At 64.6% G+C, this 15867-nt stretch carries 14 protein-coding genes; 8 read left to right on the top strand and 6 right to left on the bottom strand.

The annotated features are described in order from the left end of the window. Positions 1-151: 151 nt before the first annotated feature. Together ABD919_RS21220 and ABD919_RS21215 are read right to left on the bottom strand one after the other, a co-directional pair. Positions 152-352 (bottom strand): hypothetical protein, encoded by a 201-nt coding sequence (locus tag ABD919_RS21220; protein ID WP_345238089.1) that lies wholly within the window; start codon positions 350-352, stop codon positions 152-154. Between the two features lie 27 nt (positions 353-379). Further along, on the bottom strand, positions 380-901 hold the full coding sequence (locus tag ABD919_RS21215; RefSeq protein ID WP_345238088.1) for an FAD-dependent oxidoreductase: 522 nt from the start codon (positions 899-901) through the stop codon (positions 380-382). A 187-nt stretch (positions 902-1088) separates the two neighbouring features. Here ABD919_RS21215 and yjjX point away from each other — a divergent pair, with 187 nt between their 5' ends. After that, complete coding sequence (gene yjjX / locus ABD919_RS21210) at positions 1089-1649, top strand: inosine/xanthosine triphosphatase (RefSeq protein WP_345238087.1); 561 nt, start codon at positions 1089-1091, stop codon at positions 1647-1649. 58 nt (positions 1650-1707) lie between these two features. On the opposite strand, the gene ABD919_RS21205 is transcribed toward yjjX, so the two are convergent. Continuing rightward, the gene (locus ABD919_RS21205) at positions 1708-2616 is read right to left on the bottom strand and encodes a carbon-nitrogen hydrolase family protein (protein WP_345238086.1); all 909 of its coding nucleotides are present in this window, start codon (positions 2614-2616) and stop codon (positions 1708-1710) included. A gap of 771 nt (positions 2617-3387) precedes the next feature. Here ABD919_RS21205 and ABD919_RS21200 point away from each other — a divergent pair. Both ABD919_RS21200 and ABD919_RS21195 read left to right on the top strand, forming a co-directional pair. Next, entirely contained in the window at positions 3388-4071 is a 684-nt protein-coding gene (locus tag ABD919_RS21200; protein ID WP_345238085.1) for a haloacid dehalogenase type II, read from the top strand. 289 nt (positions 4072-4360) lie between these two features. Further along, positions 4361-4972, top strand: a complete 612-nt coding sequence (locus ABD919_RS21195; protein WP_345238084.1) for a peroxiredoxin-like family protein — start codon at positions 4361-4363, stop codon at positions 4970-4972. On the opposite strand, the gene ABD919_RS21190 is transcribed toward ABD919_RS21195, so the two are convergent. Then, positions 4927-5169 carry a hypothetical protein gene (locus ABD919_RS21190; RefSeq protein WP_345238083.1) on the bottom strand — a complete coding sequence of 81 codons (243 nt, stop codon included), beginning with the start codon at positions 5167-5169 and terminating at the stop codon, positions 4927-4929. The two genes, ABD919_RS21195 and ABD919_RS21190, sit on opposite strands and share 46 nt — an antisense overlap. A gap of 158 nt (positions 5170-5327) precedes the next feature. Then, the gene (locus ABD919_RS21185) at positions 5328-5747 is read right to left on the bottom strand and encodes a secondary thiamine-phosphate synthase enzyme YjbQ (protein WP_345238082.1); all 420 of its coding nucleotides are present in this window, start codon (positions 5745-5747) and stop codon (positions 5328-5330) included. A 181-nt stretch (positions 5748-5928) separates the two neighbouring features. Between ABD919_RS21185 and ABD919_RS21180 the strand changes: the two genes are divergently transcribed. After that, on the top strand, positions 5929-7254 hold the full coding sequence (locus tag ABD919_RS21180; RefSeq protein ID WP_345238081.1) for a carboxylesterase family protein: 1326 nt from the start codon (positions 5929-5931) through the stop codon (positions 7252-7254). A gap of 56 nt (positions 7255-7310) precedes the next feature. On the opposite strand, the gene ABD919_RS21175 is transcribed toward ABD919_RS21180, so the two are convergent. After that, the gene (locus ABD919_RS21175; RefSeq protein WP_345238080.1) at positions 7311-8024 is read right to left on the bottom strand and encodes a GAF domain-containing protein; all 714 of its coding nucleotides are present in this window, start codon (positions 8022-8024) and stop codon (positions 7311-7313) included. A gap of 353 nt (positions 8025-8377) precedes the next feature. Between ABD919_RS21175 and ABD919_RS21170 the strand changes: the two genes are divergently transcribed. From ABD919_RS21170 to ABD919_RS21155, 4 genes are all read left to right on the top strand, one after another. Continuing rightward, positions 8378-10984, top strand: coding sequence for an endonuclease (locus tag ABD919_RS21170; protein ID WP_345238079.1), 2607 nt, complete (start codon positions 8378-8380; stop codon positions 10982-10984). Positions 10985-11050: 66 nt separating this feature from the next. Continuing rightward, positions 11051-11662: a DUF6992 family protein gene (locus tag ABD919_RS21165; RefSeq protein ID WP_345238078.1), complete on the top strand. Its 612-nt coding sequence runs from the start codon at positions 11051-11053 to the stop codon at positions 11660-11662. A 201-nt stretch (positions 11663-11863) separates the two neighbouring features. Continuing rightward, complete coding sequence (locus tag ABD919_RS21160; protein ID WP_345238077.1) at positions 11864-13849, top strand: LTA synthase family protein; 1986 nt, start codon at positions 11864-11866, stop codon at positions 13847-13849. 396 nt (positions 13850-14245) lie between these two features. After that, the coding region (locus ABD919_RS21155) for a hypothetical protein (protein WP_345238076.1) at positions 14246-15867 on the top strand (1622 nt) is incomplete at its 3' end.

Genomic DNA, 15867 nt, shown 5'->3' with positions numbered 1-15867 from the left:
TATGTTGGCTACTGCTAACTGCCCGCACATCTGCTGTGCTACCGGGCTACTGCATGCCTGGGGCCGTGGTGTGCCGCTGCCCGCACAAAAAGCCCCGGACGGCGGGCGTTCTGCAACGCCCGGCATCCGGGGCCCAGTCTTCCCAAGCCGTCTACTGCCTGACGCAGCAGCTTGGCATCGTGGCCAGCTTGCAGGCCGGCGTGCCCTTGTCCGGGCAGTTCTTTACCAGCGGACAGTCCGGCGTGCCTTTCAGCGGGCAGTCGGCCACTTTGCTGTGAGCAGTGAAGCCGAACAGGGCCCCACCGGCGGAGAGCAGCGCCGCGGCGCTGAGCATCATGATTTTGCTTTTCATAAGGAGAAAGATAAGTGACGCCCACTCTTACGGCAGCGGGCCGAGAGAAGAATGCCGGCCGTATCCAGCGTGTTGTGTTACGCAGCCTCGCCGATGCCGGCTTGCAGGAGCTGTTCTGCGGCGGTCGGCAAAGACGTCGGCGGTGAACAGCTCACCACCGGGCTTGAGCACGCGGAAGATTTCGCGGCAGGCACCCGGCCGAGCCAGCCGGTTGGGCAGCCGGTGTATGCCCTCAGCCATTTCGTAGGCCATAGCGCCGGTGCTGGGTTGCTCAAAGGGCCGGCAGTCCAGCTTCCGAAACAGCTGCATCAGGAAGGGATGATGTGTCCCGTCTCGGGCAGCACCCAGGTCCAGCCACGCTTCCTCGGGGCTGCCGGGCACCGCCGGCACGGCGAGGGTGCGGCCACCTACCCGGTCGCGGGCCTCCAGCAGCGGCACGGGCAGCCCCGCCTGGTGCAGCGCCTGCGCCGCCGTGAGACCGGCCAGCCCGGCCCCCACCACGATAATTGAAGGAGCCAGGGCGGGCACCGGGAACAGTTGATTTGCCATGCGCAGGAAATGCAAAGCAGAAGGAGGGCGGGTAGGCGAGGTAGGGAAAGTGGCAAGGCCCGCTCCAACCCGTGGGAGAGCCACTTTTGGGCCGGCCTGGGTGCTGCGATAAGCGCGGAAAACCCCTTCTTTTGCCGGCCAATCAGGGCAGGCCTTCCGTACCACCTGGCAAGACCCTGGAAAAACTATGAGCCATAACGAGCGAATTATAGCGGTGGCCTCCACCAACCCGGTGAAGATGGCGGCGGCGCAAGCAGGCTTTCAGCGGATGTTTCCGCACCTGCGCTTCCGGGTGGTTTCCGTGGCGGTGGCCTCCGATGTGGCCAGCCAGCCCATGACGGACGAGGAAACGCTGACGGGCGCCCTGAACCGGGTAAATAACGCGGTGACGGCCCAGCCAGACGCAGATTTCTGGATTGGCATTGAGGGCGGCGTGCAAGCGCATGCCGACGAGCTCGGGGCCTTTGCCTGGGTGGTGGTGCGCGCCCGCACCGGGCTGGGGAAAGCCCGCTCCGGCACCTTCTTTTTGCCGCCGGTCGTTGCCGACCTGGTGGCCGGGGGCATGGAGCTCGGGCACGCCGATGACCTGGTGTTTAAGCAGTCGAATACCAAGCAGACCGCCGGCGCTATCGGCCTGCTGACCGATAATGCCGTGGACCGCCGGCAGCTCTACGAGCAGGCCGTGGTGCTGGCGCTGGTGCGCTTTAAAAACGAAGCGCTGTATTTGCCCGCTGCACCCGGGCCCTGAGCGGAGGCGCTGGGGCGGCAACGTACAGGGGTGGCGGGCCGCGCCGCGCCAGAGGGGCTTAGGGCCCAAAGACGTCGGGGCGGGCGTAGTGACCGGTTACGTCCAGCGTCATCTGCTCTTCGGTGATGCGGTCGAGGTCGAGCTCGGCGGTCAGGATGAGCTCTTCGTCGTACACCGGGCCCGCCAGTATGGCGCCGTCGGGGCCGATGATGACGCTGCCGCCGCGGAGTACCAGCGCGTCGGGGCTGCCGGCGAGCTCGCCGGCCGGCTCCAGCTCGGCCGGCAGGTCGCGCACGTGCATGACGGCCCCGGCCGCGACCACGAAGCAGCGGCCCTCAAATGCGTAGTGGCGGCTGGCCACCAGGTTCATTTCCTTGAGCTGCGGCCAGGCCGCCACGTGCACGTCTTCACCCGATTCGTGCAGGCGCTGGCGGGCCGGCGGCATCCAGTGCTCCCAGCAGATGAGCCCGCCCACCCGGCCCGCCTGGGTGGGCACGGCGTGCAGGCTGCGGCCATCGCCCTGCCCCCAAAGCAGGCGCTCGGTGTAGGTGGGCATGAGCTTGCGGTGCACGTGGGCCAGCGTGCCGTCGGCGTCGAACGTCAGCATGGTATTGTAGAGCGTGCCGCGGCCGCGGCCCTCCCCCACCCGCTCGTGCACGCTCATGTTCAGCACGAGGCCGTGGGCGCGGGCGGCGGCTCCCAGCGCCTCGGTCACGGGGCCGGGCACCACCACGCTGTTTTCCACCAGGCGGCGGTACACTTGCTTTACGGCCGGCGAGTCCCACAGATTCACGTCGCGGCAGCAGTCGAGCCAGGCCGGGTAGCCGGGCAGCCAGGTTTCGGGAAACACCACCAGCCGGGCGCCCTGGGCCGCAGCCCGGGCAATAAGGGTTTCCGCCTTGGCCAGCGAGGCGGCCAGGTCGAGGTACACGGGGGCCGCCTGTACGGCCGCAACAACAAGGCGCATGAAGACTGCTTAAAATAGAATGGCAAGTTAACCCGGCGTGCCGTTTTGGGCCTTTTTACGGTCCCTTAACATAGCCTTTAGCGCAGTTTCCAAGTCTGGGCGCTGAGTTAAAAGCTTAGGGTTAACAACCAACATTCCAAGGCTTTAACTCTCACATTTCAACTCCTTCCAACTGGGTACATCAACCTAGAAACCGCGCTAGCTGACAGCTCAGCCTGGCAGCTCAGAACAAGGCTGCCGGATAAGGGCTACGGAGCTACAAAGCCCGAAGCTGAAGGTGCCGCGGTCGTGGGTGCTGCCCGGCAGCAGGTTGCCGGGGGCAGTCGCACGGCGGCCGCAGTGGTGCGGACTGCCACAGCAGATTTCCGGTTCAGGTACTGGATAAGAGGTTAAACTGGACGCGAAAAGATTTGCGAATCATGTAGAGACGCAGCATGTTAGCTGCGCTGACCTTCGGTTGCGTCTCTATAGCCGCCAGACGATTTTCACATTCCACTTCGCGACGCGTATAAAATCTGACCTTTTTTGATTTACAGCGGGATACAAGGCAAAAAGCACGATGATGGAGGCAGTCAGCCGAAATCCTGCCCCCGGTGAAATGGAATAAAGCGGATACTGTCGTGCGGCAGAGATAATCGGCGAAAGGCAGCAGCGGAGGCGCCCGCCGAACTGACTGCAGCCAGGGCCGTACAGGCCAAGATGGTTAATCGCCGCACCTTCCTGGCATCGGTGGCCCTGGCCACCGCAGCTCTTCCTTTTTCCGCTTTCGCCATGTCTCTGTTCTCCTCCCGCCCCAAGCTGCTCGTCTTCGACGTCAATGAAACCCTGCTGGACCTGCGCAAGCTCCAGCAAGCCATCAACGCGGAATTCCAGTCGGAGTCGGCCTTCAAGCAGTGGTTCTCGTTTTTGCTGCAGTACTCGCTGGTGGATACCGTAACACAGGAGTATCACGACTTTGCCAGCATTGGGGAGGGCGCCCTTGACATGGTGGCCCAGGCGCTGGGGCAGCCGGTGCGCCCCACGGCGCGTAAGAAAGAGCTGCTGCAGCTGGTGTCGGAGCTGCCGGCTCACCCCGACGTGGCGCCCGCCCTGACGGCCTTGAAAGAGGCAGGATTCCGCATGGTGACGCTCACCAACTCGGGCGGCAGCACGGTAAAAAAGCAGATGGCCTACGCCGGCCTGACCGACTTTTTCGAGCAGCTGCGCAGCGTGGAAGACGTGAAGCGCTACAAGCCCCACCCCGACACCTACCTCACCACCTGCCGGCAGCTGAAGGTGGAGCCCAAAGAAGCCCTGCTCGTGGCCGCCCATGGCTGGGACGTAGCCGGGGCCCTGCGGGCAGGCCTGCAGGCGGCCTTCATCAGCCGGCCCGGTCAGGCGCAGTACCCGCTGGCGCCTCGCCCGACGCACGAGGCCGCCACGCTCGAAGCCCTGGCCCGGCAGCTCATCGGCTGAGCGGCCCGGCCAGGGCTGGAGTGAGCGGCGCATTCCTGGCGCCGGTGGGCGCCGGGCCCACAACGAGTTTTTTTGCACGCGTTGTTCTGGAAAGAAGGTGTAAGGGGTGGGTTGCGCGCAAGCCCCGGCCGGGGTTTCACGGCAGATAAGCTTATAGCCGGCCCCGCTTTTTTACCGCCAGACCAGCTTTCGCTCTTCTGCCGCGGTCTTTATTTTTTTATTCACTTCTCTTACCCGCCGTATGCTACGAGCCCATGGGCAACCTGCCGGGCAACGGGTACTTTGCACTATGAACCCTCGTCTGCTTTCCATTGCGGCCTTCGCGGCCTCTGCTTTCCTGCTGCCGGATGTTGTTAAAGCCCAACCGGGGGCACCCCGCACGGCCGAACCCTTGCCCGTGGGCTCAGTGGCTCCGGCGTTCAAAGCCAAAGATGCCAAGGGGCGCGAAGTTGAGTTAAAGAAGCTCCTCAAAAAAGGCCCGGTGGTGCTGTACTTCTACCGGGGCCAGTGGTGCCCGTATTGCAACAAGCAGCTCAGCCAGCTCCAGGACTCCTTGCAGCTGCTCACGGCCAAGGGCGCGCAAGTGGTGGTGGTGACGCCCGAAACGCAGGAGAACGTGGGCAAGACCATGGAGAAGACCAAGGCCAGCTTCTCCATCGTGTCCGATAAAGGCTTTGTCATCATGACGGCCTACCACACGGCCTTCACCGTGGACCCGGCCACGGCGCAGAAGTACAAGGGCTTTGGGGTTGATTTGCGGCAAGCCAACGCGGCGAGCGACGACGTGCTGCCGGTGCCGGCTACGTACGTCATCGGCCGCGACGGGCGCATCAGGTTCACCTACTTCAACCCCGACTACAAGCAGCGCGTGTCGGTGCGCCGGGTGGCGGCCGCCCTGTAGCAGATAGGTGGGCTCAGGAAAAGAACGGGCGTGCGGGGGCCGGGCAGGTAGCGGAAGCGCGACACCTGCACCAGCACGCCGGCGGCCTCGCCCAGCTTTTCGGTGAGGTAGGCACGAGCTCCACCCCCGCCCTGGTGGGGAGGGGAGCCGGATTGGCGGCGGGAGTATTGATTTCGGCGCTGGACTACCAGAGACATACTGCGGCAAATCAATGGGTTATCATCTCATTATTGAGGCTGGACGCTACGCTGGCTCCGGGCACTCGGAATTCCAGACAAAAGGCCCTAAAGCCTGCTAAAGCGGATTTTAGGGCCTTTTTGCGTCCGGGGCTTTTTTACTACCCTTTCCTCACTTTCTACTCCCCTATCAAGGTAAGCACCAGGGAGCGGCGGCCGCCGTGGTCGCGGTGCTCGCCCAGGTAGATGCCTTGCCAGGTGCCCAAGGCCAGCCGGCCGTTGGTGACGGGAATGCTGACGCTACTGCCCAGCATGGCGGCCTTCAGATGGGCAGGCATATCGTCGGGGCCTTCGGAGTTGTGCCGGAAATAGGGTGCATTCTCGGGCACGGCGCGGGTGAAGAATTGCTCGAAGTCGTGGCGCACCGTGGGGTCAGCATTTTCGTTGATGCAGAGGCTGGCCGAGGTATGTTGAAGGAAGACGTGTAGCAGCCCGGCCCGCACCTGGCCCAGCTCGGGTATCTCCTGTAACACGTGGCTGGTGATGAGGTGGAAGCCCCGGCGCATCGCCGGGAGCCGAAGCTGTTTCTGTAAAATCATGGGCACGCAGTAAAGAACCTGATACGTCAAAGACTAAATGTAGGAGCTGGCACTTACTTGGTTTCTTTCCTACAGAGCTTCCATACTACCAGCCAGCCGGGGTAGGCATGCCTCAACCTCCGGCCCCTACCTCGCGTTCAGGCTCTGCTGTAAAGCCTCTTTTCGGCCTGCTTTTTTGACTATGTCCTTGCCACCGCCCACTTTCCTTACGCCTGCAGGCAGCATTATTGGCTGGCGCGACGGGGAGGTAGTTCGGGCCAGTGGCATCCGCTACGCCCGGGCAGCGCGCTTCCGGCCTCCGGAAGATGAGCCCGCGACGGCCCAGCCCCTGCAGGCAACGGCACCGGGGCCGGCCTGCCCACAGGTAGTGGATTCGCTGCTGGCGCAAGCCCTGGGCCCGGCCATGGTTGGGCGAACCTATGCCGAAGACTGCCTGCGGCTTACGGTAACGGCCCCGGCCGAAGCTCAGCCAGGGGAAAACCTGCCGGTAATGGTGTGGATACACGGCGGCTCCTACGTAAGCGGGGCCGGCGACCTGGCGTTTTACGACCCGGCTTCGCTCGTGGCCGAACAACGGGTGGTGGCCGTGGCCGTTACCTACCGGCTGGGGCTGTTTGGCTTTCTCCAGCACGGCGATGCACCGGCCAACCTGGGTTTGCTGGACCTGTTATCGGCGCTTCGCTGGGTGCAGCGCAACATTGCGGCCTTTGGCGGCGACCCGGGCTGCGTCACCCTGCTGGGCCATTCCTCCGGAGGCGACGCGGCGGCCCACCTGCTGGTGGCGGAGGGCGCGCAGGGTCTTTTTCGCCGCATCATCGTGCACAGCGCGCCGCTGGGCCTGGCCCCGAACCGCAGCCGCATGACCCGGGCCATGGCCGCAGCCGTGGGCACTATTCCCGCTGAGATAAGCCACGAGGAGGTGCTGGCCCTGGAAGCGCGGGCCTGGCGGGCGGCCCGCTGGGCCGGCCTGAAAGCGGGCATGCCCTTCGGCACCCAGTACGGTGCCTATCCCCTGCCGTCGGAAGCCAGCGTAGACCAGGCCTGGCGGGCCGCGGCAACCACGGTGGACGTGCTAATAGGCGCTACAGCCGAGGAATTGCGCTTTTTCGCGGTTATCGACCCCAAGTTTGGTTGGCTGGAGAAGCTGCCGCTGCTGGGCCCGGCCATTACCCACCAGCTGGTGGCGGCACTTTCCCGGCGCATCTACGTGAGCCCGGCAGCCGCCTTTGCCCGGCGGCATGCGCAGGCCGGCGGCCGGGCTTACCTGTTCACCGTCAGCTACCGTCCCCGGGGCAGTGCCTTTGGGGCGGCCCACACCATCGACCTGCCCCTGCTCTTTGGCAACCAGGAAACCTGGTCGGCCGTGCCCTTGCTGGGCGACGCCCCCTGGGCGGAAGTACACCAGGCCGGCCGGGAAGTGCGGCGGCTGTGGGCCCAGTTTGCCCGCAGCGGCCTGCTGCCCGCGCCGGTGCAGGTACCGGGCGTGCTCCAGGTGCTGCCCTGCTAAGCGCGGGCAGCAGCGAGCCCCGCCACTGCCCCGGGCCCAGGGTCGGCAGGCGCCGCTTACAGCCGAAAGCCGTCGAGCAGCTCCTGCAGGTCGTGCAGGCGGCCTTCTACCTGCTTGAGAAAGTCGGCCGGCACGGGCACCTGGGTGCCGTGGCGCGCAAACAGGTAGCGCACCAGAGCGTTCAGGGACTGTACTTCTTCCTGCAGCTCGGCACTGAGGCTGGTCCAGCGGGCCTGCCCTCCTTCGGGCTGGGTACGGCAGAGGTGGCGCACGGCAATGGTGCGGCTGACCAGGGCGGCCAGCATCTCCAGAATGCGCTGTTCCGGGGCCGTAAAGCTGCGCGGCGCCCGGTCGATAATGCACAGCGTACCCAGCGGGTGCTGGTCGGGCAGCCGCAGGAGCGCGCCGGCATAAAACCGCAGGCGCTTCGAATGGGCTGCCTGCAGGGCCTCCGGGGGAATGTAGGGGTAGCTTTCCAGCGCTAAATCGTGGTAAATCACCGCCTGGGCCTGCTCGATGGCCGTCGAGCACAGGGCTTCGACGCGGGGCTGCTGGTAGTGGCCCGGCAGGCCCTGGTTGGCCGGATAAAAGACTTCGCCTTCCTCTACCACCGAGATTAGGGAGATGGGCAAGCTGAAAATGCGGGCCGTGAGGGCCACAAACTCATCGAAGACGGGCTCGGCCAAGGCGGGCAGCACCTCAAAAGCCCGCAAGCTGCGAAGGCGGGCCGCCTCGTCGTCGGGAAATGCAGAAGGCTGGGAAGTTGCCACGGAAATATCAGTTGGGTAGAACGTGTTGAAAAGCCACGGGGCCGGACCTTTCCTGGCTCTACGCAGCCAAGTTACTGCGGTGGAGCGTTCGCAAAGGAAAATCACAGCGGCCGAAAGTAAAGCGGTAGAGCCAGTCAAGGGCCGGCGCGGCAGCATCAGCAGCAGGGCCCGAAATGATTTCCCCAATTTCAAACAGCTTCTTGGCGGGCCGCGCCAGCCGGCTACCCTAGTAGCACTTCGGACTACATCACTTTTCAGCACAATTGCACTCTTACAATAATATCGCTGCTTCGCATAGTCGGAATAGGCTTCAAACTCCTTAAATTTGAAGCCCTTTTATTTGAAAACTGCCTATGCGCCTTTATACTCTTGCTGGTTTGCTGCTTTTGCTGGCCTTCAGCCCGACATTTACTATAAAGGCCCAGACCTTTCCCACGGTGCCCCCGCCCCCACCCGCGGCCCTGCGCGATGCGGCCCTGCGCGACTGGCTGCGTCAGAACTGGTACGACGGCAAGCGGACCGTGCTGAGCTACGCCGCGGCCCGCGCCAAGCTTTACAATTACGTCGACAACCAGGCCGGGCAGGTGCGCTGCGTGTATTCGGGCTATACCGAGCCCAAGACGTTCAGCTTCAGCAGCACCAGCACCACCATGACCAACATCAACTGCGAGCACACCGTGCCGCAGTCGTGGTTTAACGAGGTGGAGCGCATGCGCTCCGACATTCACCACCTGTTTCCAACCGTAATCCAGTGGAACGCCGACCGCGGCGACGACCCGTTTGGTGAGATTCCCGATGCGCAAACTCTTAAGTGGATGCGGGGCCTGAACAGCCAGACCAGCATTCCCAGCAGCAACCTGCCCGAGTGGAGCGAGGATACCAACACCATGTTTGAGCCCCGTGAAGACCACAAAGGCAACCTGGCCCGGGCCGTGTTTTACTTCTACACCATGCACGCCAACCAGACCTTCGACGCGGGCAAGGGCGTGATATCGGCCGTGGGCAACCTCAACACCCTGTACCAGTGGCACCAGCAGGACCCGGTGGATGCCCAGGAGTTTGAGCGCAACCGCCGGGCCGCGGCCAGCCAGGGCAACTACAACCCCTACATCAACGACCCCTCGCTGGTGGCCCGCGCCTGGGGCTTTCAGCCCGTGGGCACCGTGCCCAGCGTGCAGTTTGCCGCCAGCACCGGCTCCATTACCGAGGGCAACAGCGGCACTACGGCCTATACCTTCAGCGTGACGCTGAGCGCCGAGCCCGGTGCCGCGGCCAGCGTGCAGGTGGCCGTGGATGCCGCTGGCAGCACGGCCAGCGCAGGCAGCGACTACACCTTTACTACGCCCCAGACCCTGAGCTTTGGCCCCGGCCTGCCCCTGACGCAGACGCTGACAGTGACCGTGAACGGCGACGCCACCGTGGAGCCCGACGAAACCCTGCTCCTGGTGCTGCAGAACCCCAGCGCCAACCTCAGCCTGGGCAGCCCCGCCGCCCACACCCTAACCATTGTGAACGACGACATGGACGCGGCCTCGGTGCTGGCTTTTGCCACGGCCAGCCTGAGCCGCGACGAGGGCAACAGCAACAACACCTACACCGTGAACGTGACGCTGACTCCCGCCGCTACCAGCACCGTGACCGTGCCCGTGCAGGTAGATGCCGCCAACTCCTCGGCCGATGCCGGCGACTACACCCTGACCACGACCAGCCTCACGTTTACGGCCGGCCAAACCACGCGCACGGTGAGCGTGAGCATTGTGGGCGACCTGACCGTGGAGCCCGACGAGGTGCTGCGCCTGCGCCTGGGCACGCCCACCGGCGCCACCCTGGGCAGCACCAGCACCCACAACCTGACCCTGCTCAACGACGACTTCGGCGGCGACGGCAGCCTGAGCTGCGGGGGCCTGCTTTTCACCGAATACATTGAGTCGACGGCGGCCAACAACAAGGCCCTGGAGATTTACAACCCCTCCGACCAGACCATCAACCTGGCTGGCTACCGGGTGCAGCTGTTTGCCAACGGCGCCACCACCCCCACCACCACGCTCAACCTGAGGGGCACGCTGGGCGGGCGCGAGGTGTACGTCATCATTAACAACCAGGCCGATAACCAGAACCTGAAAGACCAGGCCGACGTGCTGTCGGGGGTGACGGGCTTCAACGGCGACGATGCCCTGGTGCTGAGCTTCAACGGCACCGTGCTCGACGTCATCGGCACGGTGGGCGAACGGCCCGCCATTGGCTACTGGCCGGTAGCCGGCGGCTCCACCAAGGATTATACCCTGGTGCGCAACCCCAATGTGATGCGGGGCCAGGCCAGCTGGACCGCCGCCGCCCCTGGCTGGACGGCCATCGGCCAGGACCAATACGACTTCCTGGGGTTTCAGACCGCCAACGCCTGCGGTGCGGCCCCCATGCCCGTCACCTTGTCCTATTTCCGGGCCCAGCGCAGCACGCCAACGGCCGTGCAGCTGAGCTGGGGCACAGCCCAGGAGCTGGGCAACGCCTACTTCCTGGTAGAAAAATCGGCTGATGGGCAGCGCTTCCAGGCCTGCGGCCAGCGGGCCGGCAACGGCACCACCACCACGGCCCACAGCTACCAGCTGCTGGACGAAAAGGCCAGCGGCGCGGCTTATTACCGCCTGCGCCAGGTAGACCTCGACGGGCGCAGCAACCTCAGCCCGGTGCTGTATGTGCCGGCTGCCCCGGTGGCACGGGCCCAGGTGCTGCCCAACCCCAGCACCGGCACCGTGGAGCTGAGCGGCCTGCCGGCCGACGCACGCGTGCAGGTGGCGCTGCACGCCGCCGACGGCCGGGTGCTGCTGAAGCCTTTCTTCACGACAGCCGCGGAGGCCGGCGCCCACCTGAGCCGCCACCTGCACAACCAGGCCCAGGGCCTCTACCTGGTGGCCGTGGACTATGCCGGCCAGCGCCAGCTGCTGAAGGTGCTGAAGCAGTAGCAGCCGGCTCGCATAACATCTGCAGAGCCCCGGGGCTTGTAGCAGAAACCGAACTACCCTGTTCCTATGCGCCGCCTCCTCGCCTTAGTGTTTCTCTTTCTGCCGCTGGGTCTTGCGGCCCAAACGCCTCCGGCTGGTCTGACGGAGTTCAACAGCCGGCGCGAGGCCCTGAACCGGCAGGGCATGAACGTACTGGGAGGCTGGGCCCTGCTGAACGTGGCGGCGGGCACAGCCGGGGCGCTGACGGCGGATGGACAAGCCAAATACTTCAGCCAGATGAGCCTGGGCTGGGGTGCCGTGAACCTGGCCCTGGTGGCGGCCACCCGGCTCAGCCAGCGCCCCGTGCCCGCCGACCGTGCCGAAACAGTGCGGGCCCAGCTCACGACCGAAAACCTGTACCTCTTCAATGCCGGGCTCGACGCTGCCTACATCGCCACCGGCTTTTACCTGCGGGAGCAAGCCAAAACCCAGGACAGCGAAGCCGCCGCCCAGCGCTCCCGGGGCTACGGCGACGCCCTGCTGCTGCAAGGCGGCTTTCTTTTCCTTTTCGATGGGCTGATGTACACCGCCCAGCACCGCCACGGCAACCAGCAGCTCTACCGCCTGCTCAGCCAGCTGCGCGTGGGCCCTACAGGCGTGGCCCTGTGCATCCCGATTGCGGGGCGCCCGGCCATGTAGAACAGCCGCAGGGCCTGGCCCTGGAGCGGCGCCAATAATTGCATGATGCGCAATTCCCCCGGAGGGGGGGCCGGAGGTGAGGTTGAACGGCGCCTGCCGCCTGCTGAAGTAAGCGGCTGGGGCGCCGCCCCCGTATAAGGGCCGTGCGGCTCCTGCAAACCCAGCCTGAGCCGCTTTTTTTCGGCGCCTCTCCTTTCCTTCATGCACGCACCCACCATTCGTTGGCTCGGCTGTATCACTCTGGGCCTGATGCTGGTCCTGCTTCTGGTGAGGGCCCAGGTGCTGGACATTGACTACGGGGTCGTTTTCCGCTACCCGCGGGCTTTCTACATCGTGCTGCTGGGCAGCTACTACGACCTGCTGCTGGCAGCCGGGCTGGGAGCCGCTTTTATGGGGCTGGCTGTTTTGTTTCGGCGCTCGCCCCGTGCGCAGAAGCTGCTGATTGGAGCTTTTCTAGGACTGGCCCTGGTAGCCGTGTGGGCGGCGGTGAGCTACATCACCACCAGCACCCTGCTGGGCGGGCCCATGACCTACGGCTGGCTGTACTACTCCGACTTCATGCAGAACAGCGACTTCTACTCCGCGCTGCGGGCCAACGTATCCTGGGCCCTGGCCGGGCAGCTGCTGGGCTGGAGCGCGGCCCTGCTGCTGAGCAGCTACCTGCTCTGGGCACTGCTGCGGCGCCTCGACCCTGAGGGCCGCCGGTTTGGCCTGCTGGCGGCAGTTCCTGCCCTGGGTCTGCTGGCTTTTTTCATCCTCGCGCCGCGCTACATCCACCGCAACAACCTCACGTACAAGCTTACCGCCAACCCGGTGCTGGCGTTTTCCCACTCCGTGTACGCCGCCCTGGCCTCGCCGCCCGACTTGTTTACCCTGCAGGTGCCGGCCGGATTTGAAGCTTTTCCTACGCCGACGGCGGCCGGCGGCCGCAGCACAGCCCCGGCCAGCCCCCGCATCCGCAACGTGCTGCTGTTTGTGCTGGAGTCGACTCCCGCCGAGTACGTGCCGGGCTACCAGACCCGCATCAACGCCATGCCCGAGCTGGCCCGGCGGCTGCCGCAGGCCCTGCGGGTGGCCGACATGTACGCCCACATGCCCAGCACCAACAACGCCGTGGTGGCCCTGCTGGGCTCGCTCTACCCGAAAATTTCCTACCAGAGCATCACCAAGGAGCACCCCGACATTCGCACGCCCTCCTTGAGCTCGGAGCTGCGGCGGCACAAGTTTCGTACGGGCTTCTTCTTCGCCGCCGACACCCGCTTTCAGAACATGGACGGCTTTCTGGCCCGGCGCGGCTTCGACACCCTGGCTGATTTCCGGACCATTCCCTGTACCAAGCCCGTGCAGGAAATCGACCCCGAGGAAACCGACTTTCTTAGCAGCAGCGACGAGTCCTGCCTTATCCGGGCCTGCACGCAGTGGCTGCCGGCCGACTCGGCCCAGGCACCTTTCTTCGCCACCGTCTGGACGGCCCAGACCCACTACCCCTACTTCCCGCCTGCCGGCCCCGAGCACGACTACCAGGTGCCGGAGCAGTACCTCAACCGCTACCTCAACGCGCTGCACTACAGCGACCAGCAGCTGGGCCGCCTGCTGGCCGAGCTGGACAAGCGCAGGCTGACGGAGTCGACGCTGGTGGTGGTGGTGGGCGACCACGGCGAGGCCTTTGGCCGCCACGTGCAGTACGGGCACGCCTCCAACATCTACGAAGAGAACGTGCGCATCCCGCTGCTGCTGATTAACCCGCTGCTGTTTCACGGCGAGACCCTGCCCGTGATTGGCGGGCAGGTGGACGTGGCACCCAGCATCCTCGACATTCTGCGCCTGCCCATCCCCGCCCAGTGGCAGGGCACCAGCCTGTTCAACCCCAACCGACAGAACCGGGCCTACTTCTTCAGCCCCTACTCCCACTACCTGTTTGGCTACCGCGACGGCCGGCACAAGGTGATTTTCAATGCCTCCACCAGCCAGACTCAGGTGTACGACCTGCAAATGGACCCCCAGGAAAGCAACAACCTGGCCGGGCAGCTGCCCGACTACGCACACGAAGGCAAGCTGCGGCTGGCCCGCTGGGTGCAATATCAGAACGCCTACCTGCCGCGCCTGCTGCAGCCGGAACCGGGCGGAACCCTGGCTCCCGCTGCTGCTCCCACTGGCAGTGCCAGGAAGCAGGGTAAATCTGAGTAGCGGACTTACAAAATTTTGGCCTGCTGACTTCCTCCGTGAGCCGGCTTTGCGGTGGCGGCTGCCTGGGGCTGCCCGCAGGCATTCAACCTCAGCAATGAGTTACCCATTAAGCTAGTATCTAGCCCGTAAATCTTAGTAAAGCCCTTGCCCGCCGGTTCCAGCAACCGGTGGGCAAGGGCTTTCCGCATTCCTGCTGTTGCTGATGCGCATCGTACTCCACCCCCAATTTCTGGTTGTTTGCCGGGCGAAATCAGGCCGGCGCTTACGCCCGATTGGAACTTCATAAGCCGTGGCAGGACTTGTAACTTACCTGGATAACCGCATGCTGGATATCGAATAATTTTTCAGACTAAAATACAATTTTTGATGAAGAAGCTCTTTCTCGCATTATTGCTATTGATTAGTCAATCTGCATTTTACGCTGCAGCACAGGCACCCACCCGAACCGCTAAAGACTATGTACGGCCTTATGCCGAGCCCTTTCAGTACGGAATTAATTTAGGATATTACAATGCCAGTTGGAGCGACGAGCAGCTGGCGGGCATTGCCCAGGCAGCCGGCGTGCGCTCGGTGCGGCCCACCCTGCCCGAAAGCTTTGTGGAGCAGTACGGCTACAGCATCCGGGCCAACACCTTCAGCGCCTACCTGAACACCTACGGCATGCGGGAGCTGACCTGCTTCGTGGAAGGCCCCTCGGCCGCGCACCGCGACATGACCGTGTACCCCGGCGGTACCAGCCCCTCCCGGCTGTTTGCCAACCTCTACGAGCCCATCTGGAACGCCGATGGCAGCGTAAACCAGAACAACTATTACGCCTATTACTTCTACCGCCTGCTGCTCATCTACGGCGACAAAGTGCGCTTCTGGGAAGTGGTGAATGAGCCCGACTACACCTACGGCGGCAGCATGAACAACTGGCTGACCCGCCCGCCCCTGCCCGACGAGGTACCCAACCTGAAAGCGCCCATCTTTAATTACATCCGCATGCTACGCATCAGCTACGAGCTGGTGCAGCGGTACCGCCCCGATTCCTACGTGACGGTGGGCGGCGTGGGCTACGCCCAGTTTGTGGACGCCCTGCTGCGCTACACCGACAACCCCAACGGCGGGGCCGTGACGGCCGCCTACCCCCACACCGCCGGGGCCTACATCGACGTGCTGAGCTTTCACAGCTACCCGGCCTACTCCCTGCACTCCTGGGACAACAGCATCGGCGGCTTCCGATACACCCGCAGCTCCGACTATGCCGCGGCCCAGATGCTGAAAGACCGGCAGGACATGGAAAACGTGCTGACCCGCTACGGCTACGGCAGCACCTACCCGGCCAAGCACCTGATAATGTCGGAAACCAACGTCTCCCGCCGCACCGCCGGCGACCGCACCGGCACCGACGAGATGCAGCGCAACTACGGCATCAAAGCCCTGGTGCTGGCGCAGAAAAACAGCATCAAGCAGTTCTACCTCTACCAGCTGGGCGAGTCGGTGAACGCGCCCGCGCCCGGCGTAGCGGTATCGGGCGCCGAGGAGATTGCGCTGATGGGCCTGTACGAAAACCTGAAGCGCGACGCCCCCGGGGCGCAGCGCATCACCGAGCAGGGCCAGGCCTTTGCCACCACCTCCCGGCTGCTCTACGGCTGGACTTACGACGCCGCCCGCACCGCGGCCCTGGCCCTGCCGGCCAGCATCGACGGCGCCGCCTTCAGCCGCAACGGCGCCTATACCTACATACTCTGGGCCAAAGCCCTGACCGACAACACCGAGGCCGCCAGCGCCACCTATTCCTTCCCGGCCGCCTGGGGCCTGAGCAGCGTGGAGCGCTACGAGTGGAACCACGCGGCTACCAACGCCAGAACTACCCAGAGCGCCCAGGGCATTACCCTGAGCAGCTCGCCGGTGTTCTTTACCGTTGCCGCAACCACTCCGACGCCAACGCCAACGCCGACCGCATGCACGGGCACGGGCAGCCTCACGCGCGAGCAGTGGGACAACGTACCCGGCAACACCGTGGCCGCCGTGCC

The sequence above is a fragment of the Hymenobacter saemangeumensis genome, assembly GCF_039541835.1.
Taxonomy (GTDB): Bacteria; Bacteroidota; Bacteroidia; order Cytophagales; family Hymenobacteraceae; genus Hymenobacter; species Hymenobacter saemangeumensis.
The sequence above is the reverse complement of the archived record's forward strand: the minus strand, read 5'-3'. Positions and strand labels throughout refer to the sequence as shown.

Excerpts from the sequence above, each read along its gene's own strand:
- ABD919_RS21220 (WP_345238089.1), bottom strand. The coding sequence starts at position 352 with ATGAAAAGCAAAATCATGATGCTCAGCGCCGCGGCGCTGCTCTCCGCC.
- ABD919_RS21215 (WP_345238088.1), bottom strand. The coding sequence starts at position 901 with ATGGCAAATCAACTGTTCCCGGTGCCCGCCCTGGCTCCTTCAATTATC.
- yjjX (WP_345238087.1), top strand. The coding sequence starts at position 1,089 with ATGAGCCATAACGAGCGAATTATAGCGGTGGCCTCCACCAACCCGGTG.
- ABD919_RS21205 (WP_345238086.1), bottom strand. The coding sequence starts at position 2,616 with ATGCGCCTTGTTGTTGCGGCCGTACAGGCGGCCCCCGTGTACCTCGAC.
- ABD919_RS21200 (WP_345238085.1), top strand. The coding sequence starts at position 3,388 with ATGTCTCTGTTCTCCTCCCGCCCCAAGCTGCTCGTCTTCGACGTCAAT.
- ABD919_RS21195 (WP_345238084.1), top strand. The coding sequence starts at position 4,361 with ATGAACCCTCGTCTGCTTTCCATTGCGGCCTTCGCGGCCTCTGCTTTC.
- ABD919_RS21190 (WP_345238083.1), bottom strand. The coding sequence starts at position 5,169 with ATGTCTCTGGTAGTCCAGCGCCGAAATCAATACTCCCGCCGCCAATCC.
- ABD919_RS21185 (WP_345238082.1), bottom strand. The coding sequence starts at position 5,747 with ATGATTTTACAGAAACAGCTTCGGCTCCCGGCGATGCGCCGGGGCTTC.
- ABD919_RS21180 (WP_345238081.1), top strand. The coding sequence starts at position 5,929 with ATGTCCTTGCCACCGCCCACTTTCCTTACGCCTGCAGGCAGCATTATT.
- ABD919_RS21170 (WP_345238079.1), top strand. The coding sequence starts at position 8,378 with ATGCGCCTTTATACTCTTGCTGGTTTGCTGCTTTTGCTGGCCTTCAGC.
- ABD919_RS21165 (WP_345238078.1), top strand. The coding sequence starts at position 11,051 with ATGCGCCGCCTCCTCGCCTTAGTGTTTCTCTTTCTGCCGCTGGGTCTT.
- ABD919_RS21160 (WP_345238077.1), top strand. The coding sequence starts at position 11,864 with ATGCACGCACCCACCATTCGTTGGCTCGGCTGTATCACTCTGGGCCTG.